At 69.1% G+C, this 22,874-nt stretch carries 22 protein-coding genes; 15 read left to right on the top strand and 7 right to left on the bottom strand.

Annotated features, from left to right (window positions below; genetic code table 11):
• Window positions 1-69: 69 nt before the first annotated feature.
• The 3 genes from ACGFNH_RS25675 to ACGFNH_RS25665 all read right to left on the bottom strand — a co-directional run bounded on the left by ACGFNH_RS25675 (window position 70) and on the right by ACGFNH_RS25665 (window position 4,253).
• A complete protein-coding gene (locus tag ACGFNH_RS25675; protein ID WP_393657463.1) occupies window positions 70-1,284 on the bottom strand; it encodes a cytochrome P450 in 1,215 nt (404 codons plus the stop codon).
• 442 nt (window positions 1,285-1,726) lie between these two features.
• On the bottom strand, window positions 1,727-3,544 hold the full coding sequence (locus ACGFNH_RS25670) for a sensor histidine kinase (protein WP_393657461.1): 1,818 nt from the start codon (window positions 3,542-3,544) through the stop codon (window positions 1,727-1,729).
• Between the two features lies 1 nt (window position 3,545).
• A complete protein-coding gene (locus tag ACGFNH_RS25665) occupies window positions 3,546-4,253 on the bottom strand; it encodes a response regulator transcription factor (RefSeq protein WP_393657459.1) in 708 nt (235 codons plus the stop codon).
• A gap of 344 nt (window positions 4,254-4,597) precedes the next feature.
• On the opposite strand from ACGFNH_RS25665, the gene ACGFNH_RS25660 reads away from it, so the two are divergent.
• The 4 genes from ACGFNH_RS25660 (at window position 4,598) to ACGFNH_RS25645 (ending at window position 8,740) form a co-directional block, all read left to right on the top strand.
• The gene (locus tag ACGFNH_RS25660; RefSeq protein ID WP_393657457.1) at window positions 4,598-5,977 is read left to right on the top strand and encodes a peptidoglycan-binding protein; all 1,380 of its coding nucleotides are present in this window, start codon (window positions 4,598-4,600) and stop codon (window positions 5,975-5,977) included.
• On the top strand, window positions 5,974-6,759 hold the full coding sequence (locus ACGFNH_RS25655) for an ABC transporter ATP-binding protein (RefSeq protein WP_393657455.1): 786 nt from the start codon (window positions 5,974-5,976) through the stop codon (window positions 6,757-6,759). Before ACGFNH_RS25660 ends, ACGFNH_RS25655 begins: the two co-directional genes overlap by 4 nt.
• Window positions 6,756-8,033, top strand: coding sequence for an ABC transporter permease (locus ACGFNH_RS25650; RefSeq protein WP_393657453.1), 1,278 nt, complete (start codon window positions 6,756-6,758; stop codon window positions 8,031-8,033). Before ACGFNH_RS25655 ends, ACGFNH_RS25650 begins: the two co-directional genes overlap by 4 nt.
• A 245-nt stretch (window positions 8,034-8,278) precedes the next feature.
• On the top strand, window positions 8,279-8,740 hold the full coding sequence (locus ACGFNH_RS25645; protein ID WP_393657451.1) for a hypothetical protein: 462 nt from the start codon (window positions 8,279-8,281) through the stop codon (window positions 8,738-8,740).
• Between the two features lie 1,252 nt (window positions 8,741-9,992).
• Here the strand turns inward: ACGFNH_RS25645 and ACGFNH_RS25640 are convergent.
• The gene (locus ACGFNH_RS25640; RefSeq protein ID WP_393657449.1) at window positions 9,993-10,598 is read right to left on the bottom strand and encodes a hypothetical protein; all 606 of its coding nucleotides are present in this window, start codon (window positions 10,596-10,598) and stop codon (window positions 9,993-9,995) included.
• A gap of 224 nt (window positions 10,599-10,822) precedes the next feature.
• Between ACGFNH_RS25640 and ACGFNH_RS25635 the strand changes: the two genes are divergently transcribed.
• Window positions 10,823-11,593 (top strand): hypothetical protein, encoded by a 771-nt coding sequence (locus ACGFNH_RS25635; RefSeq protein WP_393657447.1) that lies wholly within the window; start codon window positions 10,823-10,825, stop codon window positions 11,591-11,593.
• A gap of 101 nt (window positions 11,594-11,694) precedes the next feature.
• Here ACGFNH_RS25635 and ACGFNH_RS25630 read toward each other — a convergent pair whose 3' ends face one another.
• The 3 genes from ACGFNH_RS25630 to ACGFNH_RS25620 all read right to left on the bottom strand — a co-directional run bounded on the left by ACGFNH_RS25630 (window position 11,695) and on the right by ACGFNH_RS25620 (window position 13,950).
• Entirely contained in the window at window positions 11,695-12,432 is a 738-nt protein-coding gene (locus tag ACGFNH_RS25630) for an HNH endonuclease (protein ID WP_393657445.1), read from the bottom strand.
• 97 nt (window positions 12,433-12,529) lie between these two features.
• Complete coding sequence (locus tag ACGFNH_RS25625; RefSeq protein ID WP_393657443.1) at window positions 12,530-13,126, bottom strand: GNAT family N-acetyltransferase; 597 nt, start codon at window positions 13,124-13,126, stop codon at window positions 12,530-12,532.
• A complete protein-coding gene (locus ACGFNH_RS25620) occupies window positions 13,126-13,950 on the bottom strand; it encodes a GntR family transcriptional regulator (RefSeq protein WP_393657441.1) in 825 nt (274 codons plus the stop codon). The genes ACGFNH_RS25625 and ACGFNH_RS25620 overlap by 1 nt, the downstream gene beginning before the upstream one ends.
• Window positions 13,951-14,393: 443 nt before the next feature.
• On the opposite strand from ACGFNH_RS25620, the gene ACGFNH_RS25615 reads away from it, so the two are divergent.
• From ACGFNH_RS25615 to ACGFNH_RS25570, 10 genes are all read left to right on the top strand, one after another.
• Window positions 14,394-14,663 carry a DUF6284 family protein gene (locus ACGFNH_RS25615; protein ID WP_393657439.1) on the top strand — a complete coding sequence of 90 codons (270 nt, stop codon included), beginning with the start codon at window positions 14,394-14,396 and terminating at the stop codon, window positions 14,661-14,663.
• On the top strand, window positions 14,660-15,106 hold the full coding sequence (locus tag ACGFNH_RS25610; RefSeq protein ID WP_393657437.1) for a Pycsar system effector family protein: 447 nt from the start codon (window positions 14,660-14,662) through the stop codon (window positions 15,104-15,106). Before ACGFNH_RS25615 ends, ACGFNH_RS25610 begins: the two co-directional genes overlap by 4 nt.
• Window positions 15,103-16,113 (top strand): DUF2637 domain-containing protein, encoded by a 1,011-nt coding sequence (locus ACGFNH_RS25605; protein WP_393657435.1) that lies wholly within the window; start codon window positions 15,103-15,105, stop codon window positions 16,111-16,113. The genes ACGFNH_RS25610 and ACGFNH_RS25605 overlap by 4 nt, the downstream gene beginning before the upstream one ends.
• Window positions 16,113-16,484 (top strand): RRQRL motif-containing zinc-binding protein, encoded by a 372-nt coding sequence (locus tag ACGFNH_RS25600; protein ID WP_393657433.1) that lies wholly within the window; start codon window positions 16,113-16,115, stop codon window positions 16,482-16,484. The genes ACGFNH_RS25605 and ACGFNH_RS25600 overlap by 1 nt, the downstream gene beginning before the upstream one ends.
• Window positions 16,454-16,819 carry a DUF6251 family protein gene (locus ACGFNH_RS25595; RefSeq protein WP_393657431.1) on the top strand — a complete coding sequence of 122 codons (366 nt, stop codon included), beginning with the start codon at window positions 16,454-16,456 and terminating at the stop codon, window positions 16,817-16,819. The genes ACGFNH_RS25600 and ACGFNH_RS25595 overlap by 31 nt, the downstream gene beginning before the upstream one ends.
• 367 nt (window positions 16,820-17,186) lie before the next feature.
• Window positions 17,187-19,097, top strand: coding sequence for an FtsK/SpoIIIE domain-containing protein (locus ACGFNH_RS25590; protein ID WP_393657429.1), 1,911 nt, complete (start codon window positions 17,187-17,189; stop codon window positions 19,095-19,097).
• Between the two features lie 113 nt (window positions 19,098-19,210).
• Complete coding sequence (locus tag ACGFNH_RS25585) at window positions 19,211-19,936, top strand: DNA methylase (RefSeq protein WP_393657427.1); 726 nt, start codon at window positions 19,211-19,213, stop codon at window positions 19,934-19,936.
• Window positions 19,933-20,802, top strand: a complete 870-nt coding sequence (locus tag ACGFNH_RS25580) for a bifunctional DNA primase/polymerase (RefSeq protein WP_393657425.1) — start codon at window positions 19,933-19,935, stop codon at window positions 20,800-20,802. The genes ACGFNH_RS25585 and ACGFNH_RS25580 overlap by 4 nt, the downstream gene beginning before the upstream one ends.
• On the top strand, window positions 20,799-21,110 hold the full coding sequence (locus ACGFNH_RS25575; RefSeq protein ID WP_393657424.1) for a hypothetical protein: 312 nt from the start codon (window positions 20,799-20,801) through the stop codon (window positions 21,108-21,110). Before ACGFNH_RS25580 ends, ACGFNH_RS25575 begins: the two co-directional genes overlap by 4 nt.
• Window positions 21,107-22,654 carry a YfjI family protein gene (locus ACGFNH_RS25570; protein WP_393657422.1) on the top strand — a complete coding sequence of 516 codons (1,548 nt, stop codon included), beginning with the start codon at window positions 21,107-21,109 and terminating at the stop codon, window positions 22,652-22,654. Before ACGFNH_RS25575 ends, ACGFNH_RS25570 begins: the two co-directional genes overlap by 4 nt.
• Window positions 22,655-22,874: the final 220 nt, after the last annotated feature.

Genomic DNA, 22,874 nt, shown 5'->3' with positions numbered 1-22,874 from the left:
GGAGAGCGGGGCGAACGGGCTTGGGACGGCGGGCGAACGGCGCGGAGCGGCCCGCCCGGTCGGCGGCGCTCACCGCCGGTCCCCGGCCCGGACCGGGACACTGACGTGGCCGCGGATATTGCGGGTGCGGCGGAGCCGCGGCTCCCCGGCGGGTTCGAGCCGGGGCATCCGGGAGAACAGATGGCGCAGAGCCAGTTCGGCCTCCAGCCGTGCGAGGCCGGCCCCCAGGCAATAGTGGCCACCGGCCGAAAAGGCCAGGTGGTCCCGCTTGTTGGGCCGCCGCAGGTCGAAGCGGTGCGGCTCGGGGAAGACCGCCGGGTCCCGGTTGGCACCGCCCACCGCGATCGCCAGCATCGCGTCGGCCGGCAGATCGACTCCGCCGAGGGTGACCGGCTCCCGCGCGATGCGCAGCAGTACCTGCACGGGCGGTTCGATGCGCAGCGTCTCCTCGACCACCTCACCGACGTCCCCGAAGTCGTCCAGCAGCATGGCTCTCAGGTCGGGGCTGCGCATCAACTCGACCGCCGCGCTCGCGATCACGTTGACCGTGGTCTCGAAACCGGCGATCAGCAGCGTGCCGGTGAGCGCGAGGAGCGTGCGGTCGTCCAGGGACTCACCGTCCCGTTCGGCCGCTGCCAGCCGGCTGAGAAGGTCGTCCCCGGGCTCCCGGCGCCGCTTCTCCAGGAGGGCGCCGAGAAAGTCGGTCATCTCGGCCAGGACGCCGCGCACGGCCCGCCGTTCGCCGAAGGTGCGGATGCCGTCCAGTGTGTCCGCCAGGACGGTCCCCCAGCGGACGAACGTCGTGTGGTCGGCGTGGGGGATGCCGAACAACTCGCACATCACCTGGATGGGAACCCGCCGTGCGAAGTCGCCCACCAGGTCGAAGCGTTCGCAGCGCTCGGCCTCGTCCAGAATGCGGGCCACCACGCCCTCGATCGCGGGGGCCAGCTCCCGCACCGCGTACGGGGCGAACAGAGGACTCGCCATGCGCCGAAGCCTGGTGTGCTCGGGCGGGTTGAGCACCAGCAAGGACTCTTCGAGAGGGTGGACCAGCCGCCCCTCGTCCCCCGATACGACCTGCCAGTCAATGCCGCCGCGCTGCGTGGCGGGCCCCACGCCGAACCGGGGGTCGCACAGCGCCGCCCGGCTGACGGCGTGGTCCGCGGTGAGATACAGCCCCAGAGGATGCCGGCTGACCTCGCCCCGCGCTCGGATGCGCTCGTACTCCGGGTAGGGATTCGGCACCGCACGGCGCCCCAGCACGCGCATGAGCGGGTCACCCATCAGCGCCATGGTCCGCACCACGGTGCGGGTCCTGACGGTGCCGACACCCGCCCGAAGCTCCCTAGCGACGTGCTCGGTACTGATTCGCACAAGCCTCTCCCCGCACTGCGGTGCCGCTCGTGAACGGCCTTCCCTTCGCGGAAGGGAGGCGGGTTCCGGAAGCGGAGGGCAGGATCGCTGCCGGGACCCCGCGGCTCCTTGCCGGAACGTTACGAGGAGCCGGACACCGGGGTCGATAGCCGCTCGACCGATCGCCGATAAGACTGAATATCTCCCTAAGAGCGACGAGGCCGTGCCCCGCCACGGGCACCGATTCCGCCTCGGCCGCCACCGCCGCCGTAGGCCTGATGCCGCCCTCGTCTCGACGCGACCGCATGCCCCCGCGCCCCGGGAGCCGGGGGACTCTCCCAGGCGCCGCCGGGCGGTGCCTTCGTCCGGGCCGTCACCGCCACGGCAGTCGGACGGTGAACACGGAGCCGCGGCCGGCCGTGCTGATCACCGAGACCGTCCCGTCGTGCGCCTCGGTCAGTTTGCGGGTGATGGCCAGCCCGAGGCCGCTGCCGCCGGTCTGCCGGTTGCGGGACTTGTCCGCACGCCAGAACCGGTCGAAGACATGAGGCAGATCCTCCGGGTCGATACCGCTCCCGGAGTCGGCGACCTCCACGACCAGATCGTCGCCCTCCACGCGGGATCGCAGGATGACGCGTCCCCCGTTCGGTGTGTGCCTGATCGCGTTGGAGACGAGGTTGCCGATCACCTGGCGCAGTCGCACCGGGTCGGCGTGCACCTCGAGCTCTTCGGCGGCCTCGATGGACAGCCCGACGCCCGCCGGACCGGCGGCCCCTTGGTGCGCCACGGCCACCTGCTCCAGTACCTGACGGACCGGCAGCGTTTCACGGTGCAGTACGAGACTTCCGGCCTCGGCCGCGGCGAGGTCGCGCAGGTCGTCGATGATGTGCTGGAGCAGCAACGCCTCGTCCAGGAGAAGGGCGAGCAACTGCTGATCGGCCGGCGTCAGACCGTCCTGGGCCGCCTCCACCCAGCTGCGGATGTTGGTGAGCGGGGTACGCAGCTCGTGCGCCACGTCGCTGACCATGGCCCTGCGCTGCCGCTCAAGGGACTCCCTGCGCTCGGCGAGGTCGTTGAAGGCCGCGGCGACATGGCCGATCTCGTCCTTGGTCAGCACCGGGACCCGTACCGCCTCGTCGGCCGGGCGTTGGGCCGCCGCGATCAGGGCGCGCAGCGGGCGGACCAGCCGGACACCCAGCAGGATGGTCACGGCGCAGGTGACGGTGAGGACGATGCCCGCGGCGCCCGTGATCCGCGCGGTGTTCGCCGCCGAGAGGTCGATCGCCGTGGTGTCCGGATGTCCGCGATCGGAGACGAACAGCAGAACCGGGGGCGAGACATAGGGCCGCAGCTGCTGTCGGCGGCCGTCGTTCACGCACTCCTGCGCGGCACGGTCCGAGTTCTCCGGGGCGCCGTCCCCACGAAAGCGCCAGGAGAAGTCGGCGAACACCTCGACAGGTGGTCTGGCCTGCTGCTTCAGGCACTCCGAAGCCAGTTCGGCAACCTGGGAGAGCGCCGGTCTCTCCGACCGCAGGGGCTCCTTGAGCAGGTCGAGACCGCAATCGTCGACCACGTTCACGCGGCCCTCGTCCTCGGGCCGGGGGGTGGGGACCCTTCCCGAGCCCAGGTCGCCGGGCCCGGTGACCTGCACCGTGGCACGCCCGCTGGGCAGGCGTACGACCTTGGTGGCGACACGTCGGTCGGCGAGGCAGTCGCTGGTCCTGCGCGCCAACGCCCGCACCAGATCCCGGTCCTTGCCCTCCAGGAGGAACGGGCCCACCGCGCGCGGGTCGATCGGGCCGATGTTCTCGTCGGACAGGACCGGGTCCAGTCGCAGCGGGTCGACAGAGGCGACCGGCCTGTCCGGGAGGCGAGCGGTCGATTCCGAACTCGCGATACGGGTGCGGGCGGAGGTGGTGATGGTGATCGCCCTGCCGGTGCGCGCCGCGAGTTCACGGACCGGTTCCTGCACCCCGCCCCAGTCGGCGTGCGTGGCCGCGTAGCCGATCAGGGCGTCGTAGATGCGGGCGTCGGCCTTCGACGACTGGCCCTGTTCGGTGTTGATCGCCCGTGTCGTGGTGGTGACGGCGAGCCAGGTGGTCGCGGCCACCGAGCAGACCGCGACCAGCAGGGACGCGGCGAGCAGCCGGGCGAAGAGGCTGGTGCGCAGCGGAACCCCGAAGCGGCGCACGTCAGTTGCCCGCGGCGTCGAGTCCCGGAGTCAGCTTGTAGCCGACCCCGTAGACGGTGATCAGATGAGTGGGGCGGCGCGGGTCGAGTTCCAGCTTCTTCCGCAGGTTCATGACGTACATGTCGACGGTGCGGTCGGTCGAGGAGACGTCCCAGCCCCGGGTGCGCTCCAGGAGCTGCTTGCGGGTGAACACCCGGCCGGGTTCGGCCGCCATGGCCGACAGGACGGTGAACTCGCCACGGGTGCAGGTGACCAGCTGCCCGGATGCCCCCCGCACCTCGTGCCGGAGCGGGTCGACAGATATCGCGCCCACCCTCAGGACTCCGTCGTCCGGTGGCGCGATGCGTTCGACCCGTCGCAGCAGGGTCCGGATCCTGGCCATCAACTCGCGTGGGCTGTAGGGCTTGGTCATGTAGTCGTCGGCACCGAGGTCGAGACCGAGCAGCAGGTCGTCCTCGCTGGAGCTGGCGGTCAGCATCAGGACCGGCACGGCCGACTCCTGACGCAGGATCCGGCACACGTCGAGGCCGTCGACCTTCGGCATCATCACGTCGAGTACGAGCAGGTCCGGCCGGAGCCGCCGGACGGCGTCGATCGCCGAGCGCCCGTCGTGCACGACCACCGCGCTGTGACCCTCCGACTCCAGGTACATCCGCAGTACCTGTGCCTGTCTGACGTCGTCTTCGGCGACCAGGATCTGTGCGCTCATGGCGGCGACTATAAGCCGGGGTTCCGGGCGAGCCCGCCGTCCTGACAATCCCGATACATCGTGCTGATCGCGCTCTGATCCCGGTCCGGCATCGTCGAGGCCGTACCCGAAGTCGGGCCCCCTGGCTCGCCCGTGACCGCCTCCGACCGCAGGATGCGTCCGCGTTCACGGCGGTCTGCCCGCGCCACTCTGGGAGTCGTCTGCATGATCCGCGTCATAGCTCGAGCCACCGCGCCGGCCGTGTGCAGCCCCGTCAGGGGCCGCGTACGCGCCACGGACGACGGCCGCCGTTCCTGCGGCGCGGCAGGAGCGGCCCTTCGCCTGCCCTCCGCGGGGTTCTCGCGGTGAGCCGCACGGGACGGGAGCCCGGCATCGGGACGGACGAGGATCGCTCCGTCACCACCACCGCCGGTGCGCCAAAGGGGCGCCGTATCCGGATCGTTGGTGCCGTGCTCGCCATCTCGCTGGCCGGGGCCGGAATCGCTGTGGGGGTGCCGTGGGGTGAGGGCGGTCGCACGGCGCCGTCCAAGGCGGAGCCGAGGGCCAAGACGGTCAAGGTCGTGCGGACGGATCTGTCCGACAGCCGGTCCATCGAGGGCACGCTCGGCTACGGCAAGCCGCAGACCGTCAAGGGCGCCGGGGACGGCATCGTGACGTGGCTGGCCTCCGACGGGACCACCGTGTCCCGGGGCAAGGCGCTGTACCGCGTCGACGACCGCGAGGTGCCGGTCTTCTACGGAACGGTGCCGCTCTACAGGCGTATCGCGGGCCGTAACACGGTCGGGCGGGACGTCAAGGTGATCGTCGACAACCTGCGGGCCCTGGGGTACGACATCGGGGCCCAGCCCTCGCCGGGACAGGTCGTCACGGTGACCGCAGCGGCGGACGGCACGGAACCGGCGGGCAGTGAGAAGGACAAGGATGCGGAGCCGGCGGAGTCGGCATCGCCCGGGACCGCAACCACCCCCAACCGGGGCGCACCCAGCGGCGGAAGCCCGGACCCCCAGGCTTCAGGGACCGGACCCGACAGTGCCCCGGCCGCGGCGGGGACCGGCACTCCGGCACGAAAAGCCGCTGCAGCCGAGCAGGTGAAGGTCAAGTCCGATGACGGTGTCCTCACTCCCGCTCTCGTGAGCGCGATCAAACGCTGGCAGAACGGCCGCGGAGTGCCGGCCACCGGTGTGATCGAGCCCGGTGACGTGGCGGTACTCAGCGGCGCGGTCCGGGTGGACAGTGCCAGTGCCCAAGTGGGCGATCCCGCCTCCGAACCGCTGTTGCGGGTGACGTCGACCGCCAAGGCCGTGACCGTACCGGTGGAAGCCTCCCAGCGGGGCTCCGTCAGACGTGGCGATCCGGTGACCGTACGACTTCCGGACGGCACCCCGGTCGCCGGCAAGGTGGCCGGCATCGGCACCGATGCCGAGGAGCAGGAGGACGGGGGTGCCGGAGAGGCGAAGGTGACCATCACTGTCTCGTTCACGGACCCGGACAAGGTGAGGAAGCTCGACTCGGCGCCGGTGCAGGTGGAGTTCGTCTCCGAGACCCGGGACGGGGTGCTCGCGGTTCCGGTCACCGCGCTGCTCGCGCTCCACGAGGGCGGCTACGGGCTGCGGATCGCCGGAGGACGGGTGGTCGCGGTGGAGACCGGCCTGATCGCCAAGGGGATGGCCGAGGTCACCGGGGACGGGATCGCCGAAGGTACCCGGGTGGTGACGTCATCGTGACGGCCGCAGGCACCTCGGTTCTGTCGGTCCGCGACGCCGTGGTCGAGTACCCCGGCGGGATCAGGGCTCTGGACGGAGTCTCCCTGGACATACGCGACGGCGAACTCCTGGCCATCGTCGGCCCGTCCGGTTCGGGCAAGTCCACTCTGCTGAACATCATGGGCACCCTCGACCGGCCGTCCAGCGGCACCGTCATGATCGCCGGTGAGGACGTCACCACCCTGCCGGACCGGCAGTTGTCCGCGCTGCGGGGACGCTGGCTCGGCTTCGTCTTCCAGCAGTTCCACCTGTCCGAGGGGCTGACCGCCACCGAGAACGTGGCCACCGGTCTGCTCTACGCCGGGGTGCCGAGGAAGCAGCGCCGGCCGCTGGCACTCGCCGCGCTGGAGAGGGTCGGCCTGGCACACCGGGCCGGTCACCGGTCGCACCAGCTCTCCGGCGGAGAACGGCAGCGGGTGGCCATCGCGCGGGCTCTCGTCCACGAACCCACGCTCGTCCTCGCGGACGAACCGACCGGCGCTCTGGACACCGCGAACGGACGTGCCGTGCTGGAACTGCTCACGCAGCTCAACGAGGAGGGGACCACGATCGCGCTCATCACCCACGACCGGGACATCGCCGCGCGACTGCCGCGGCGGGTGGAGATCCAGGACGGCCGCATCCTCACCGACACCGGCGTCGACAGGGATGCCGCCACCGGCAGGGACGCCGTCGACAGCGGCTCGACGACCGACAGGGACTCGACGACCGACAGGCATGCCACCGCCGGGATCGCGCCGTGAAGCCGCCCCCGTGGCGCCGTTTCACCCGGTACGCGTCGGCAGGCACGCGGCACCCGTCCGCGACCACCCCGAGGCACCGGCCCGTCCGGCTCTCGCCGAACGATCTGCTGCGCCTCGGACTGATCGGCATCCGCACCCGGCGGATGCGGGCGGCGTTGTCCGCGCTCGGGATCTCCATCGGCATCGCCACGATGATCGTGGTCACCGGCATCCCGGCCTCCAGCCAGAAGGCCCTGAACGCGGAGCTGACCGCGCTGGGCACCGACCGGCTGCAGGCGGTCGCGGACGCCACAGCCTCGGGAGGCGAGCCGGTCTCGTTCCCGCCCGAGTCGGTCGCGATGGTCGAACGCATCGGACCCGTGAACGCCGTGACCGCGGTGGCCAACACCCATGCCATGGTGCGGCGTTCCGACCGGCAGGATCGCCTCGACGCCTCCGGACTGACGGTACTGGCCGCCCAGCCGAACCTGCTGGACGTGATCAACGCACAGGTCCGCTCCGGCCGTTACCTCTCCAAGGCCACCGGACGGTTTCCCACCGTCGTTCTCGGCACAGTTGCGGCGGCCCGTCTGGGCTTCCCCGATCTGCGCCCCGGTGACCCGCCGCCGCTCGTGCTGATCAACGACCGGTGGTTCAGCGTCATCGGGATCCTGCGCGCCGTGCCGCTGGCCCCGGACATCGACCGCGCCGTCCTGGTCGGCTGGAAGGCCGCGCACAGCGCGCTCGGCTTCGACCGCCGGCCGACGCAGCTGTTCCTACGGGCGGACGAGTCGGCGATCGAGGATGTGCACGCGGTACTCCCCGCCACGATCAGCCCGCGGTCCCCGAGCGAGGTGCGGGTCAGCCGACCGTCGGATGCCCTGGCCGCGAAACGCTCCACCGAGGCGACCTTCTCGGGGCTGTTCATCGGCCTGGCCGGTGTCGCGCTGCTGGTCGGCGGCATCGGCGTCGCCAACACCATGGTCATCTCCGTGCTGGAACGCCGCCGCGAGATCGGACTGCGCCGCGCGCTGGGCGCCAACCGGGGGCAGATCCGGGGGCAGTTCCTCACCGAATCGATCGCGCTCTCCGGCCTCGGCGGACTGGCCGGAATCGTACTCGGCGTGCTCGGCACCACGGGTTACGCGGCATACAAGGACTGGCCGCCGGTCATCCCGTTTCCCGCGGTGACCAGTGGGCTCTTCGGCGCGGTGCTCGTCGGCGTCGTCGCCGGCGTGTACCCCGCGATCCGTGCCTCCCGGCTGTCCCCGACCACGGCGCTGGCCTCAGCCTGACGCGATCCGACGGGCGAGGGGCTCCGTCAGGCGCATCCGGCACCACCGGTGCCCCACACCAGACCCTGACCGGACTCCACACCATGAGAGAGGTTCACACCATGCGTTCTGTTGATGCATTCCGTTCGCCCAGCGCCAGGCGCCTGCTCACGACAGTCGGCACGCTCACCGCGGCGCTCCTTCTCGGGGCGTGCGGAGGAGGGTCCGATGCGGCAAAGGACGAAGGGAACACGGGCGTCGCAAGCGTGACGGGCCCCAAGAAGGGCGAGAAGGGCGCCGAGGACAAGAAGGAGTCGTCATCGGCGGCGAAGGTCGAGCGGCCCCTCCTCAGGCCGGACTCCTCCGATGAGGAGCAGAGCAGGCTCTGGGACGTGTACTACGACTGCCTGGACAAGCAGGGAGTCAAGATGAGCAAGAACGAGGACGGTTCCTACAAGGGCATCAACGACGCCGACACGGACCCGAAGTTCCCGGCGGGCCAGAAGAAGTGCGGGCAGAAGGAACCCGAGATGCTGTCGTGGCGGTCCGCCAGGGAAGATCCGGATTTCCGGAACAAGGCGGATAAGTGGCTGAAGTGCCTGAGCTCCCACGGCATCGAGGCGACGGTCGGAGACGACGGAATGCTCGCCCTGGAGAACGGATTGCCGCCCGCGGGCAAGGACAAGTGGCTCGGGAAGTGCGAGGCCGAAGCGTTCATGGTGAAGTAGCCGGCGCACCGCACCATCGAACGGCCCGGCCCGGCTCGGCAGCGGGAGCGATCCCGCACGAGGGCTGTACGCCTGAGCGTTCACACGGCCGCCCCGGTGAACGTCCCGGGGGCGGCCCCGGCAGTGCCCGCCGGGCCCTTTTGCCACAGCGATTAAGCGGAGGCGACGCGATCGTCTCGTCTCCCCAAGGGCTCTCGGGCGATGCCGGGAGACCAGGTCCCCGGTCGCAACCGGACGCCGCCACAGCCGGACCGGCGGACGGGCGGACGGCGGACGGGCGGCGGACGGGCTGTTCGTGCCGAGCGCGTGGTGTCCACCGCGCCTGCTGTGCGGCGGCCTGTCGCTCGGCAGTGCGGTCAGCGGGCGCGGGCCGTCGGGTGTCGGGCTCGGGCACCGGGCACCGTCATGTCGCCGATGTGAAGCGCGACTTGACCCCGTCCACCCGTCCGGCCGGAGCCAACGACCGCCGCCCGTACGACGGAAGCAGCCCCCGGGCGGGCGCGTCCGGAACGAGCTGTGCGTGGACATGGCGACCACCTCGGAGATCCTTCGGCGCGCCGGATCAGTCGGACCCGTCGATACGCCCAGAGCAGGTCTCATCTCCCGAAAAGCAGCCATGCGCCGCCGCACCGGCGACACCCTCGCGCCCCGAGCCGAACCATCAAGAAAGACCACAGACAGCACCGAGGCTCGCTCCCAGCGCCCTCGCCGCGTTCGCCGAACCCAGAGCCCTGAACGCAAAAGCCCAGCTCAGACACTGTCCGAGCTGGGCTTCGGTGGAGCCGCCTAGGGGAGTCGAACCCCTGACCTACGCATTACGAGTTGTCCGATCTTCGTCCACGACTATCCGGGCGTGTCCACTTCCGGTCTTCTTGCGCTGGTCAAGCGGCTAGACGGACGGTGCTGGACGCTGCCGCACGCCCCCGTAACGAAGGGACATCGAGACCACAACTGAGACCCTGATGCGCTGTCGAGGCCAATCGCCCCCCGCCGTCATATCTGCCCCCTGGTCCGCCTCTGGGCGGGAACCAACCTCAGCAATATCTCGATTAGCTCGCTATTTTTGTCGCTCCAATATTTAAGGTCCGATAGCAGCGTTCGGTACCTGCTAAAGTCAACTCCAGGGTTTTGGCCGACAATCCCGCCTGTTTTGAAGATGCCCAGGTGCGCCGCCTGCGCCTGACGCATGAAGGAGTGGATTCGCTCCCTCATGGGATCGTCAGGCGTTGGGTATGTTGCCGGTATGGCTAGATCAAATGTGGCAAAACCCTTCCCAGTACGCGCCCCTTCGAGAACTAGCGGGACATACACGCATCCAGCACTTGTCGCGGCGCAGGGCATCCATTACCTTGAGGTGCTCAGGACGAAATTCGGTGCAGATCCAAACAGCATGACTGGCATTTACCTCAGCCGCGCAGCTGATCAGTCGACCCAAATGATCAGCATCCGACTTTTCGAGCTGATTCTCGATCACCACGAATCGATCAATGGATCCGACTTGCGTTTTCGCAAGAATGTCTATTCTGTAGCCGCCAAGTTTCTGCTCCGTACCAACCAAGGTCAGCGGATTATCGATTCGAGCGGCGCGCTGTACGTCCCGCAAAGCCTCGGCGATGTAAGGCGTCAGGTCCGCAGCTTCGTGCGGAAAGTACTCACGGAAATTGGTGACCTCTCTGAGCCACGCCTCTCGCTCCTCGACTACGCCTTCTGGTTCTTCGGCATCAACGATCTCCAGTCCAGTGCACTCTTCGGAGCTAGCCGCATGCAGTAGGTCATTCGCTTCGAATTCGGCGTACGCGGAGGCAAACGCCTGCCCCAGGCTGGCCCAGTCCAGGGCGGGGGTTGAGTCAGTCATCACGGTGGGAACCGTACTCGCCACCACTGACAAAGCTGCTGGTCAGCGACATGTGGGACGCTCCTCGACTCTTCGAGGGCGAAGCCCGCACAAGTCGACTCGTGAAGCCCTCAACACAGAGCCGCTCGTACGCCACGGTGTCGCCCTCCGACACGTCCGGCCAGAGCTTGCGAGCGGTGGCGTCGGCACGGCCGCTCCTCGTACGGCTTGCTGGCAAGGAGCACCGCTTGACCTCTGCTCCCTGGGAGTTGAGCAAGTCGCGGGTGGAGGTGACGTTCTGCCCGGTGTTCGTGCGCGCGGTTCATCAAGTCAACAACAGGCTGCTTCCGGACGTTGTCCACATACCTCGCCCCTGCCCCTGGGAGTTGGGCAGACTGGCAGACACGAAGGCCACGCCTTGCGCATCATCTACCGCTGAAGTGAGGGAACTTGTGATCGTTCGGCTGCACCTGGATAAGGATGACGAGCTGGCCCAGCACCTTGCGAACAAGCTGAACACCCCACTCGACTGGCCGGATACCGGCGAGCTGGACACCGAGCATGTGGCAAAGGTCGCTGCCGCGACGGCGTGCGATGTCGCCTACGACCAGGCAGCAAATGGCCACCTGGTTGACCTGTTCGCGGCGCTACCTCTTCCCGGTACCACAGAGGGACGAGAGTTCTGGGCGTCGCTGGAGCGGGCGGGAGGTGATGCCGCCTTGAACATCGTTCCAGGCAACGCCGGGGGCCCGTTCTTCGACCGCCTACTCGACGGCAACGAAACGGGCATTGCCGGGCGCATGCTCAGCTTCCTCGAAAAACTCAGTGATGATGAGCACGACGCCGTTGCCGACGTAATCGGGGGCGTACTGGGCCTCTTGGGCGGTGCCAGGTACCTCGGAAAGCTGTGGCTGCGTGACGCCGAGACCTCCGCCTGGCACGTTCTGCTCGCGAGGCGCCGGATGCGCGATACGACTGAAGACCGTGAGCGATTCCTTCAGGCTTGGCGAAACGCATAGTGCTCGTGGGCACCAAAAGCGGCCCGCCGGAGATCCGGCGGTCCGCTGCCCTGCGGGCCTCTAGCTCTAGAAGGGGCGAGAGTCAGTGAATCGGGCTTCCCTCATCTGTTGGCAGCATCGCGACGGTGCTGGTAAGCGGCGCCCAGCGGGCGTGGCTGCGGAGAGGGGGGATGCTCTTCTCGGACAGGCAACTCATCGAATTCCAGTCCGAGAGCGTCGGCGACAGCCAAGTGAAGCTCAAGAAGGGCGTCATTCAGCCTCTGCAACCGACCATTTCGCTCCTCTCTCGACTCTGAATAGTCCGGCCATTCCATATCGACGGTTTTACTCGCCAATTGAACGAACCAGTCATAAATGAACTCAGTCAGGAACTCAATTATGTCATCGCCAACGGACTGTAGGTCGCTAACCGCTGCATGTGTTAGGCCCGCTTCACGCTCACATTCACGCCGAGCCTGCAGAATGTAGTCAGGACTGGGAGCAGAAGCCAGCACCTGAGCGCCTGCAAGGTTCGCGATGGACTTAGTCCATCGATCCAGAGCTCCCTGCAACCTCCGGTACGCACTGATAATTTTTGCTCTCGCGCCTCCCGAGCCGAGTTCAGCCTTGTACTGAAGCATTGATAGGCGGTCGATCTCCCCCTTGTCGAAACGCGTATGACAGTTGGGGCAGAGGGCGATCATGTTGTCGAAATCGTGTGCCCTGGTTTTGACCCAGGGGGTAATGTGGGCGAGTTCGAGGGTGGTGGCACGACAGGTCGAGATAGCGCACCTGTGTCCGGCCTCGACCAGCAAGTCGCGGGCTAACTGGCGTGGCACTGCGGGGCGGTTGTCCGGCATGGCGGGATCGTAGACGGCAGCACTGACGACAGGCCACGACGCAGGAACGAATGCATGCCGGTAGGAGGTCGGGCAGCGTGTGTGAGCTGGGCGTCGCTCACTCGCCGCTCACTCGGAGACCCTTCTGAGATTGCGGTGGCACTGGGAGCGCCTGCTGCCTCAGGGGAGCGTCCGGGTGCATGGCCACGTGGGCGGAGCGCTGCGCCATCCAGCCTGAGAGCCGGTGCGAAGGTGCCTCCGTGCGAACGTGATGGAAACCCTCGCGTAGGTAGTAGTCCTGGAGGGGGACGTTGGCTCGCCAGCAATCGAGCCGGACCCAAGGCTTTCCCTGTGAGCGAGCAACGGAGCCGACCCAGTCGAGAATGCGCCCCCCGAGCTGCTTGCCGGCGGCTTGTCGCGCGGTGATGAGCTTCGCAACGTAGACGGCCGCTTCGGGCTCGTCTTCCTCGCTCCAGAAGTCCAGGTCCGGGGGAGCGAGGGTCACGGTGGCAAGGATGTCGGCGTCACTCTCAACCACCCACGTCCGGTGGTGCTGGATGTCCACCCTCCATTTCGCAAGGGCCCGATCACGGAACCCTGGGGTTCGCCACTGATCGATACCGGCTGCAGCGAGCCAAGACTCGGCTTCGGTCCTCAGACCCATCAGGGCCTCACTGTCGTTTGGCGTGGCGCGCCGGATCTCGTGATCGTTCATCAGACGTCCAATTCGTAGACGAGGGTGTTCAGGTGCCCCGGCGCCACGGTCACCATGACTCGGATCGGCGCGCCGTCTTCGCCGTACCCCACCCGGGCGTGACGCGTGACGGGAGTTCCAACCCCCTCGGGAAGTTGAAGACGGGCGGCTTCCTCCGGCGTGGCCGGCGGCCAGGAACGGATCTCGTCTCGGAGTCGCTTTTGCGGGCGCCCGATGAAGGCGAGGATGCCACCGGGTCGGGTTACGTCCTCTTCGACCATGAGGTCCGTGTCCAAGGCCACGGCAGTGGGGAACCAGGAGTCGGCGAGCTGGAACGGGGTCCCGTCGACGCGACGGACGCGGCGGCGGGCAACAACGAACGTGCCCGGCTCGATGTCCAGCCATGCCGCAACATCTTCGGGGGCGGGCTCGACACTGACTTGAGGGGTGTCCTGAGTGGCCTCGCGGCCCTGTTCAGAGGCGGCGGCCTTCCAGTCGTCGCGGCCTGCGGCGCTGTCGTCGCGCCGGTCTCCCCGCTCGAACTGGTGGAGGCGCCACTCAAGAGGACGCACATCGCGGACGAAGACCCCCTTCCCTTGGCGGCCTTCGACCTGTCCGCTCGCCTTGAGTAGCGAGATCACGCGGTAGATCGATTTGTCCCCGACGCCGAACTCCTTCACCAAATCGCTCGTGCTTGGGAGTTGCTGGCCGGGCTTGAGATCGCCCTTGGCGATGCGATCGAGCAGGACGTCTGCGATGTCCCGGACCCCCGGGGCTGCCTTGGATGCCATGCCCAGCAGGTTACCCAACTTCAGGTCGGAAGTTTCAATCTCACCGATCCACATCGGGTCGGAAGTTGTCGCAGGTCAAGTGACGATTCGTCAACATGCAGTCCTGGCCTGCCGAGTGAGCCACATCTGACTTCGTGTCGGAAGTAGTTGACGGACCCTCATGAGTGGCTCTACCTTCTTGCCCATCGGAACTTCCGACACGAAGTTTTGAGACGCCTGGAGGGCTCGTTGAAGCGTGCTCGAAGGAAGCGCCTGCTGGTTGAGAACTGAACAGCGTGACGAGGCTGCCGCCTCCTCCGATAAGGCGGCCAGCGCGGCTAGGTCCGCGCGTTCAACCCCTCCGCCGCGTACTGCGGCGGCCGGTTGCCTCCGCTGCTCGTCTCGTACGAGCGGCGCTGAGGGGAGCCGGAAGTTCCGACTTCAACGGCGCGCGGCCCCGGTGCTGGAACACCGGGGCCGCTGTTCGGGCCGTTCCTGGCTGAGAGGAACCAGACCCAATGAATCTCATCGTTACTGTTCAGGACGCTGTTACCGCGTTCGAGCCGTGGATGGAACCCACGGATGCGGAGCTGGATGCGATCGAGCAGGAGCTGCCGCTGATCCTGGCGGACGTCGACCTGGTCGACGCGCAGATCATCGCCCTTGACCGCACCCCGAACGAGCTGGACGCCCGGCGCATCCGCCGGGCCCGGAACCGGGTGCTGACTGCCCGTCGGGAGTTGGCCAACCGCACCGGCGGGACGAGCCTGCCCGGGGGTGCCGCGTGAACGCCACCGACCAGAACCTGACCGCCGCACATGCTGAGGTGAAGTCGGAGATCGCGCGGACCGATGCCAAGACGGCGCTGTTACTGGCGTTTGTCGGCGCGGTTCTCGCCGGAGCCTGGACGGTCGCCCGGGACCTGCCGATGAACCTTCCCGCCTACCTCTGCGGCGGGGCCGGTCTCGCGGGTCTGGTCGCGGCGGCCGGCCTGCTGCTGCGGTCCGTGCGGCCGAACCTGGGCGGCCGGCACGGCTTCCCGCTGTGGGCCACCCTCGCCGCGGAGCAGATCAAGGATGCCGTCGCCCGAGACCTGGCCGCCGACATCGCCGGGCTTTCCCGAATCGCGGTCGCGAAGTTCACGTGTCTGCGGCGCGCGGTGGACCTGACCTGTGCGGGTGGCGTGCTGCTCATCCTGGCCGCTCTGTTCACGGTTGGGGGTGGCTCTTGAACAGTGTTCAGATCCGTTCAGCGGAGCGGGCGTTGTCGGTGGGGACGTGGTTGATCGTCGCCGGGGCGATGCTCTACTCGATCCTGACCGTCACCCCTCTCGCTGCCCGGCACACCCCTGATGGCTGGTGGTGGACTGCCCCGATCCTGCCTCTGGTAGTGGACGCCGCGGTCGTCATCGTCGTCCGCCTCGACTCGGTGCTGGCTCGGCTGGGTGGGCACGGTGGCCGGTGGCCGATCGCGCTGCGGTGGATGACCGGCGGCATGACCCTGGCCCTCAACGTCGCGGACTCCGCGCTGAAGAAAGACCTGGTCGGGGTGGCGGTCCACTCGGTGGCCCCGCTGCTGCTGATCGTCACCGCAGAGACCGGCCTGGCCTACCGACGCGCCATTACCGCCGCCCAGTCCGCCCTGGAAGCCCAGCAGCGGGCCGACCAACAGGCCCGGGAACAGGCCGCCCAGGAGCGGGCCGAGGCGGCGGAGCGGCGGGCGCGTGAGGAGCGCGAGCACGCGGCGATGGTGGCCCGTGAGCAGCGTGAACACGAGGCCATGCTCGCCCGCGAACAGACCGAGCGGGAGGACCGCGCACGGCGCGAAGAGCGGGAAGCCCGCGAGCGCGCCGAGGCGGTGGAACGGGAGACCCGTGAACGCCGTGAACGCGAGCGTGAACGCCGTGAACACGAAGCCCGCCAGCGTGAACACCAGGCCCGGGAACGCGCTGCGGCAGAGCGTCGTGAGCGGGAGCAAGCGATCGAGCGTGAACGTCGTGAACGGGCGGAGCGCATCGAGCGTGAACGCGCAGAGCTGATGCAGCGCGGCCCCGCTGAGGACAGGTTGGGCGAGGGCGAAGCCCGCCGGATCGTGGCCGCGGCGTTCGCCACGGGCCTTCCGGTGCGTAAGGCCGTGGAGCTGTGTGGCTGGTCGTTGGGGTGGGTGAACGCCCGCTACGGCGAACACCGCGACGCCGCCACAGTCGAGCGTGCCGACCAGGCCACTGCGGGGCACTGATGGGCACCCTGCCCGTCTACCCCTGGCGCCTGGCCCCGGACGGCTATGCCACGCGCCGCCAACTGCGTGCCCGCGGGCTTCGGCCCGGGGGCCAGGAGGTAGCCGCGGAGCTGCGGCGCCCGCGGCGGCGCTGTGGCCCGCTGGTCGCCTACCTCTACCTCATCGAGCGGGCCAAGCCCGTCCGTCCGATGACACCGGGCCGGTGGGCGGCCCTGGCCAAGGCCAACGCCGCCCGGCGCCTGTGCCCGGAGTGCCGGCGCGATGCCGGATACGTCATCCCCACCTCGCTCGGCATGTGTACGACCTGCGCTTTCCCCGACACCACCTTGGAAGGACCGGCATGGAACAGCTCCCTGCCCACCGCCCGATGACCGTCGTGCAACTCCCCGACGGGACACACGCCTACGCCGACCCGGCGGCCCTGCCCGCGCAGCAGACCGGACCGCAGGTCGTCCACATCCACCAGGCGCCGCCGGACCGCACCGTGCAGCGCATCGCGCTCGGCTCGGGTGTGGGCGCCGGGGCGGTGGCGGCCGGGGTCTACTTCGGCCCGCTGCTGGTCGGCGTCCTCACCGCCATTGCCGCCAACCTCGCCCTGCTCGCCTTCCTAGCCGTCGTCATGGCCTGGGGCGTGGTCACCGTCGTCCGCTCGGTGAGCGGCAGCGACGGCAGAGCCGCCGCCAAGCGGCTGCGCCGCGGACGGTGACACCCCCTCAAAACGCGCCATGTCTACGGCTCTTCACCCTCCGAAGCGGGCCGGAAGTCGTAGACGGCCCGTGGGGCGCCTGACCCCCCTCTCGCGGGGTGGAAGACCCCCGGGGCCGCGAACGGCCGCCCATGGCGTCGCGGAGACGCCGTGTGGCGGTGTTTTCCGCTGCTCTTCGCGCGCGGGCGCGTAGGGCCCCTCTCCCAGGAACGGCGCAACTCTGCAAGTCCGCAGGTCAGAAGCGGTTGCAGGGGTTCAACCGGCGTGGTCGACGCAACCGACCACGCCAACCACCTCAAATCGGGCGGGCCGGTGACGCCACGCAACGGCGCACCGGCCCTCATCCACGGTCTTGGAGGACCCTTTCGTGGACTGGAAGCAAGCATGGTCGACCACGACCACGACCACCAACACGACGTTGAACGCGCTCGCGCCGATGTGCGCGCCGTTCGCGGCCCGCTGGGACAGGGATGCAGAGCGGCGGGCGCAGTTTCGGACTCCGGAGAACCTGAAGGCGCTCATGGCGGCGCAGCGGGAGCACAACTCCTCCCGCTCCACCGCCGTCATGGCCCGCAACCAGCGTTCCGCGGCGCGCAAGGCGTCCAACAACCCGCTGTCCGGGACGCGTCGAGCCGCGCGTACCGCGCACAAGGCCGCGCGGCAGCATCACAGCCAGGCGCGGTCCGTGCTGAAGGCGGCGCGGAACAACTACCCCGCCACCCTGACCGCCCGCGCGGTCCAGGCGCACGCCGCGCACACCGTGCCCAGCAGCCTGGCCACATGGCTGATGTCGGAGGCCGCGCACACGCTCACACTGTGGCCCGCGTCCATCTCCGCCGGGCTGATCGGTCTGAACATGGCGGGTCTGTGGCTGGGGCGCCGTAAGCCCTCGGTGCAGCTCGATGACGAGATGACCGCGGAAGAGCGGCGCCTGGCGTCCCGGCTGGACCCGTCGTTCTGGATCCACAATGCCGACGCACGCGGACTGTCGGGCACCGTGCCTACGCCGGCGAAGCTCACCCCGGCCGGGCTGGTCTCGCACGTGCGCCTGGACGGACGGTGGACGCCGAAGACCTTCCGTGCGAAGTCGGATGAGATCCGGGCTCTGTTGGGGGCGCGGACCGACTTGCGCATGGAGATCACCTCCGGCAGCCACGGCGACCGCGCCACGCTCACCCTGCGGACCCGCAGCGCGGCCGACGGCATCGACCTGTCCGGATGGGAGCCCGGGGCGCCCTGGGGCATCGACACCGTCACCGGCGAGCCCGTCATGGTCCCGCTGGGGCGACGCATGCTGGTCGCCGGCACCTCCGGTTCGGGCAAGTCCTGGTCGACCAGGGCCCTGCTCGCGGAAGGCTCCCAGGCCGAGGATCACCGCCTGGTCGTCATCGACCCCAAGCGGGTGGAGGCGATGAACTGGCAGCACCGGGCCCGCACCGCGGTCACCCCGGATGAGGTGCTGGACGTCAGTGACGACCTGGTCGCCGAGATGCACGAGCGACTGGAGCTCATCCCCCGGGGGCGGGACGTGATCGAGATCAGCCCCGAACGCCCCCGCATCACCGTCTTCGTGGACGAGGGTGCGGAGGTCATCTCCATGGCCCGCACCAAGACCGGCAAGTCCAGCGGCGATGAGGACGCCGACGGATATGGCCGGATCATGGAGAACTTCCGGACCCTGGCCCGCATGGCGCGCGCTGCCGAGATCATCCTCATCTGGGCGACGCAGAAGCCGACCATGGACCGTAACGGCGGTATCGACCCGCAGATCAGCGCGCAGATCACCTACCGGGCCGCACTCGCCCTGTCCACCTCGGGTGAGTCCCGCGTGGTCTTCGGAGAGGACGCCACCGAGAAGGGCTGGCACGCGCACGAACTGCCCATGCCCGGCGTGGCGATGCTGCGCTCGGGGCCGAAGGCCAAGCCTCACGCGATCAGTACCCGTGCGTTCGCCCCGGCGGACGTGATCGCTCTCCCTGAGCGGCCCACATGGCACCGCGAACCCCTGAAGCCGAGCGGAAGCACTCTCCGCCTGGTCAAGGAGCAGACCACCCCGACGGCGGCCACGGCGCACGCGCCCGCGACGGTCGGGGCGGAGACCAATCGTGACCGGGTCCTGCGGGCCGTCCACGACGGTGCCCGGACCCTGCGGGACATCACCGACCGGACCGGAATCAACAAGGGCACCGTCTCCCGCGAGATCAAGACCCTCACGGCTACGGGATCACTTCGCAAGACCGACGACGGCATGCTCCAGCCCGGCCAGGAAGCAGCCTGAGCACGCCCGACTGACCGCATCGACCAACGACAGCGGCGGCCCCCTCTCACGCCAATGAACCGGGGCCGCCGCCAATCCACCTGCCCTTGAACAGACCTGTGGAGGTCTCCAGCATGACCCAACCCACCGACATCCGACGAGACGACGAGCGGCCCTTACTCCTGGATCTGTTCTCCTGCGCCGGCGGCGCCGCCACCGGCTACGCCCGCGCCGGATTCACCGTGCACGGCTGCGACACCGCCGACCGACCCAACTACCCCTTCACCTACCACCAGGGCGACGCTCTGGAGTACCTGGCCCACCTGATCACCACCGGGGAGATCGAACGGTTCGCGCTCGTCCACGCCTCTCCGCCCTGCCAGGCCGGATGCGCGCTGACCGTGGGCACCAACCGCTCCCAGGGATGGGGCGGGGCCCATATCGACCTGGTGGCACCCACCCGGGACCTGCTCGACAAGAGCGGCCTGCCGTATGTCATCGAGCAGCCCAACGGACAAGCGGAGATCCGCAAAGACCTGACCCTGTGCGGCGAGATGTACGGGCTCGGGGTCATCCGGCACCGCAACTTCGAGTTGGGCCGTTGGAGCATCGAGCAGCCCGCCCATGTCCCGCACCGAGGGCGGGTGCGCGGCTGGAGGCACGGCCGCTTCTACGACGGCCCGTACGTGGCCGCCTACGGCAACGGCGGCGGCAAACCGTCCATCCCCGAACTGCAAGCCGCACTCGGCATCACCTGGACCGACGTGCGCGAGGAACTGACCGAAGCCATCCCGCCCGCTTACAGCGAGCACATCGGCCGCGCCTTCCTCGCGCCCCGCGCAGTGGGGGTGGCCGCATGAACGAGCACCTGTGCACCGCGCTCGAACTGGCCGCCTCACAGATCCCGGTCCTACCTCTGCGAGCGGGAAAGGTCCCGTTCGGCAACTGCCGCAGGTGCGCGGACAACACGTGCGGCGGCCGGCCCAACATGAAGAACCCCGGCCCCTGTGCCTGCCCTGGCCCCTGCCACGCATGGGCCGCCGCAACCACGGACCCCGACGTCATTGGGTCCGGCATCTGGCGCCGCGCATGGGTGCGGGCGGCTGCGGTCGCCTACCACCCGGGCGGGGCAAGGCTGACGGTCGTGGACCTGGACAACGCCGACGCAGTGGCGTGGGCACGCAAGTCCCTGCCGGCCACGCAGACCGTGCCCACCGCCCGTGGTGAGCACTGGCTGTACTTCGGTGCGATGCAGTCCGCCAACGCGGTCCGGCCCGGCGTGGACCTCAAGTCACACATGTCCTACGCCCGCTGGCTCGGCCCGGGTACCGGCCGCATGGTCGAACTGCCGTCGGCCGTGCGCGCCCTCGCGGTGAGGGAAGAAACCACCCCCGCCCAGGGGGAGGTGGTCTCTTCCGTTCCCGAGCGTGCCAGGTGGGATCGGACGGTGGCCACGGGGTGCCGCCACACCGAGCGTTACGTCCGTACCGGCCTGGAGCGTGGCCGTGCGCTGGTCCGGATGCGGACCGAATCCGGCGCAGGCTCGCAGGCGTTCGGCGTGGCCCGGTTCCTCTCTGCCCAGCACGCCGCCTGCCCCGGACCTTGCGGTCTCGCCCTCCTCGGGGAGGAGATCGTGGCCGCAGCCGTTTCGGTCGGCGTTCCCGAGACGTACGCGCGGCGTGCGGTCGCCAACGGCCTCAACACGGCCTCGGGGAGGGCGGCATGACCACACGCCCCCACGACGCCATCCACGCCCGGACACGGGCCACGGTGGGCGCCCGGAAGGACGTCGCCGAAGGCGTCCTTTCAGCTCTTCGCTCTGACCCACAGCGCGGGGACGGCCGTTACCCCGTCGCCTGGCTGCACATCGTCGCCCCGCGCGGCGCCGTACCCACCGCCACCTCCACGTGCGCGTGCGGCCGGCACCGCAGCGCCATCGGGCAGCGCCGCGTCCTGGCGCTGATCGAGGCCCACACCAACCACCGCGACACCTGCCCCCTGCGCACTCCTCAGGAAGGAAGGGCCGCCGCATGACCACTCCCGACACGAGCGCAAGCCTGTGGGACGGGTTCGACCAGATCGAGCCCGAGCAGATCACCGGCCCCACCTGGGACGAACCCATCCCACTCCGGGCCCGCCCCACCCTTCCTCCATTCCCTGTCGAAGCCCTACCTGGCTGGCTGGCCGACATGGTCCGCGGCGTGGCTGAGGAGACGCAGACCCCGGCCGACCTTGCCGGATGCCTCGCGCTCGCGGCGATCGCCACGGCGGCCGGCGGGCGGGTGAAGGTGTGCGTGCGGGGGCACTGGCGCGAGCCGGTGAACATCTACACCGCCGTTGCCCTGGACCCCGGCAACCGCAAGTCCGCTGTGTTCGACCTGATGGTGCGCCCCCTGCTCGCCGCAGAGAAGGCCCTGATCGAGCTGTCCGGCCCCGTTCGGGCGGAGGCCGAGACCACGCAGCGTCTGGCCAAGGCCGCAGCGGACAAGGCCGCCGCCAAGGCCGCGAACGCCGAACCCGACCAGCGCGATCTACTGCACGCCGACGCCGTCTCCCTCGCGCAGGCGGCAGAGGCCATGACGGTGCCTGCTGTGCCGCAGCTCGTGGCCGACGATGTGACCCCGGAGAACCTGGGCACGCTGCTGGACGAACAGGGCGGACGGATCTCCTGCCTGAGTGCCGAGGGTGAGCTGTTCGACATCATCGCCGGGCGCTACACCGGCAAGCCGAACATGGGCATGTTCCTCAAGGGCCACGCGGGCGACTTGATCCGCGTCAACCGGCAGGGTCGCGCGGCACAGCACGTCGATGCCCCGGCCGTCACCATCGGCCTGGCCGTACAACCCGAAGTCCTGGACGCTCTCAACCGCATCGACGGAGCCGACGGGCGCGGCCTGCTCGCCCGGTTCCTGTACTCCAGGCCCGTCTCCCTTGTAGGCCGCCGCAACCTCACCCCCGACCTGTTGGACGAGCAAGTGGCCGCCACCTACGCCAAGCACGTGGGCGGACTCACGCTCGCTCTCGCCGACTGGACCGACCCGGCACTGCTCCAGCTCACCCCGGAAGCCGACGCGGTGCTGCTCGCCTTCCAGCGGGTCACTGAATCCCGGCTCGGACCGGACGGCTCCCTCGCGCCGGTTGTGAAGTGGGCGTCCAAGCGGGACGGGGCCGTGGCCCGGATCGCCGGACTGCTGCACCTGGCCGCGCATCCCGAGGACGGATGGCACAAGCCAATTGAGGCCGTCACCATGGCCGCCGCCACCGAGCTGGGCGACTACTTCACCGCCCACGCCCTGGACGTGTTCACCGTCCTGAGCGCCGACCCCGCCCATGACGCAGGGCTGAACGTCCTGGCCACGCTCGTCGGCAACCGGCCCGAGCAGTTCACCAAACGGGAGCTGTTCCGGATGCTGCGCCGGGCTGACTTCCCCGCGATCGGCGACCTGGACCCCGCCCTGAATCTGCTCGAAGAACACGGCTGGGTCCGCCAACTCCCCGCACCCCCGCGCACCGGACGTGGCGGCCGGCCACCCTCCCCACGCTACGAGACCCATCCCCGCATCACGCGGGCGCTCTGACAGAACCCGCACGCCGCTGACACAACCGACAGAACCCCCAGCGCGAGCCGCTGGCCTGCACAGACACCCGTGATCATGGTTTTGACAGAACCGAATTAAAACTCGACAGAACCTCCCGCCCGGCCGTCGAGCCCAGCTGACAGAACCCCTACGCCGGAGGTTCTGTCAGCAATAAATTCAGTTCTGTCAAAGAACACGACCACTGCGAAAGTGCAGGTCA

It is taken from the genome of Streptomyces sp. NPDC048639 (genome assembly GCF_043199075.1).
GTDB lineage: Bacteria > Actinomycetota > Actinomycetes > Streptomycetales > Streptomycetaceae > Streptomyces.
This window is presented reverse-complemented; position numbering and strand designations above follow the sequence as displayed.

Excerpts from the sequence above, each read along its gene's own strand:
- ACGFNH_RS25675 (WP_393657463.1), bottom strand. The coding sequence starts at position 1,284 with ATGGGTGACCCGCTCATGCGCGTGCTGGGGCGCCGTGCGGTGCCGAAT.
- ACGFNH_RS25665 (WP_393657459.1), bottom strand. The coding sequence starts at position 4,253 with ATGAGCGCACAGATCCTGGTCGCCGAAGACGACGTCAGACAGGCACAG.
- ACGFNH_RS25630 (WP_393657445.1), bottom strand. The coding sequence starts at position 12,432 with ATGCCGGACAACCGCCCCGCAGTGCCACGCCAGTTAGCCCGCGACTTG.
- ACGFNH_RS25625 (WP_393657443.1), bottom strand. The coding sequence starts at position 13,126 with ATGAACGATCACGAGATCCGGCGCGCCACGCCAAACGACAGTGAGGCC.
- ACGFNH_RS25620 (WP_393657441.1), bottom strand. The coding sequence starts at position 13,950 with ATGTGGATCGGTGAGATTGAAACTTCCGACCTGAAGTTGGGTAACCTG.
- ACGFNH_RS25615 (WP_393657439.1), top strand. The coding sequence starts at position 14,394 with ATGAATCTCATCGTTACTGTTCAGGACGCTGTTACCGCGTTCGAGCCG.
- ACGFNH_RS25600 (WP_393657433.1), top strand. The coding sequence starts at position 16,113 with ATGGGCACCCTGCCCGTCTACCCCTGGCGCCTGGCCCCGGACGGCTAT.
- ACGFNH_RS25595 (WP_393657431.1), top strand. The coding sequence starts at position 16,454 with ATGGAACAGCTCCCTGCCCACCGCCCGATGACCGTCGTGCAACTCCCC.
- ACGFNH_RS25585 (WP_393657427.1), top strand. The coding sequence starts at position 19,211 with ATGACCCAACCCACCGACATCCGACGAGACGACGAGCGGCCCTTACTC.
- ACGFNH_RS25580 (WP_393657425.1), top strand. The coding sequence starts at position 19,933 with ATGAACGAGCACCTGTGCACCGCGCTCGAACTGGCCGCCTCACAGATC.
- ACGFNH_RS25575 (WP_393657424.1), top strand. The coding sequence starts at position 20,799 with ATGACCACACGCCCCCACGACGCCATCCACGCCCGGACACGGGCCACG.
- ACGFNH_RS25570 (WP_393657422.1), top strand. The coding sequence starts at position 21,107 with ATGACCACTCCCGACACGAGCGCAAGCCTGTGGGACGGGTTCGACCAG.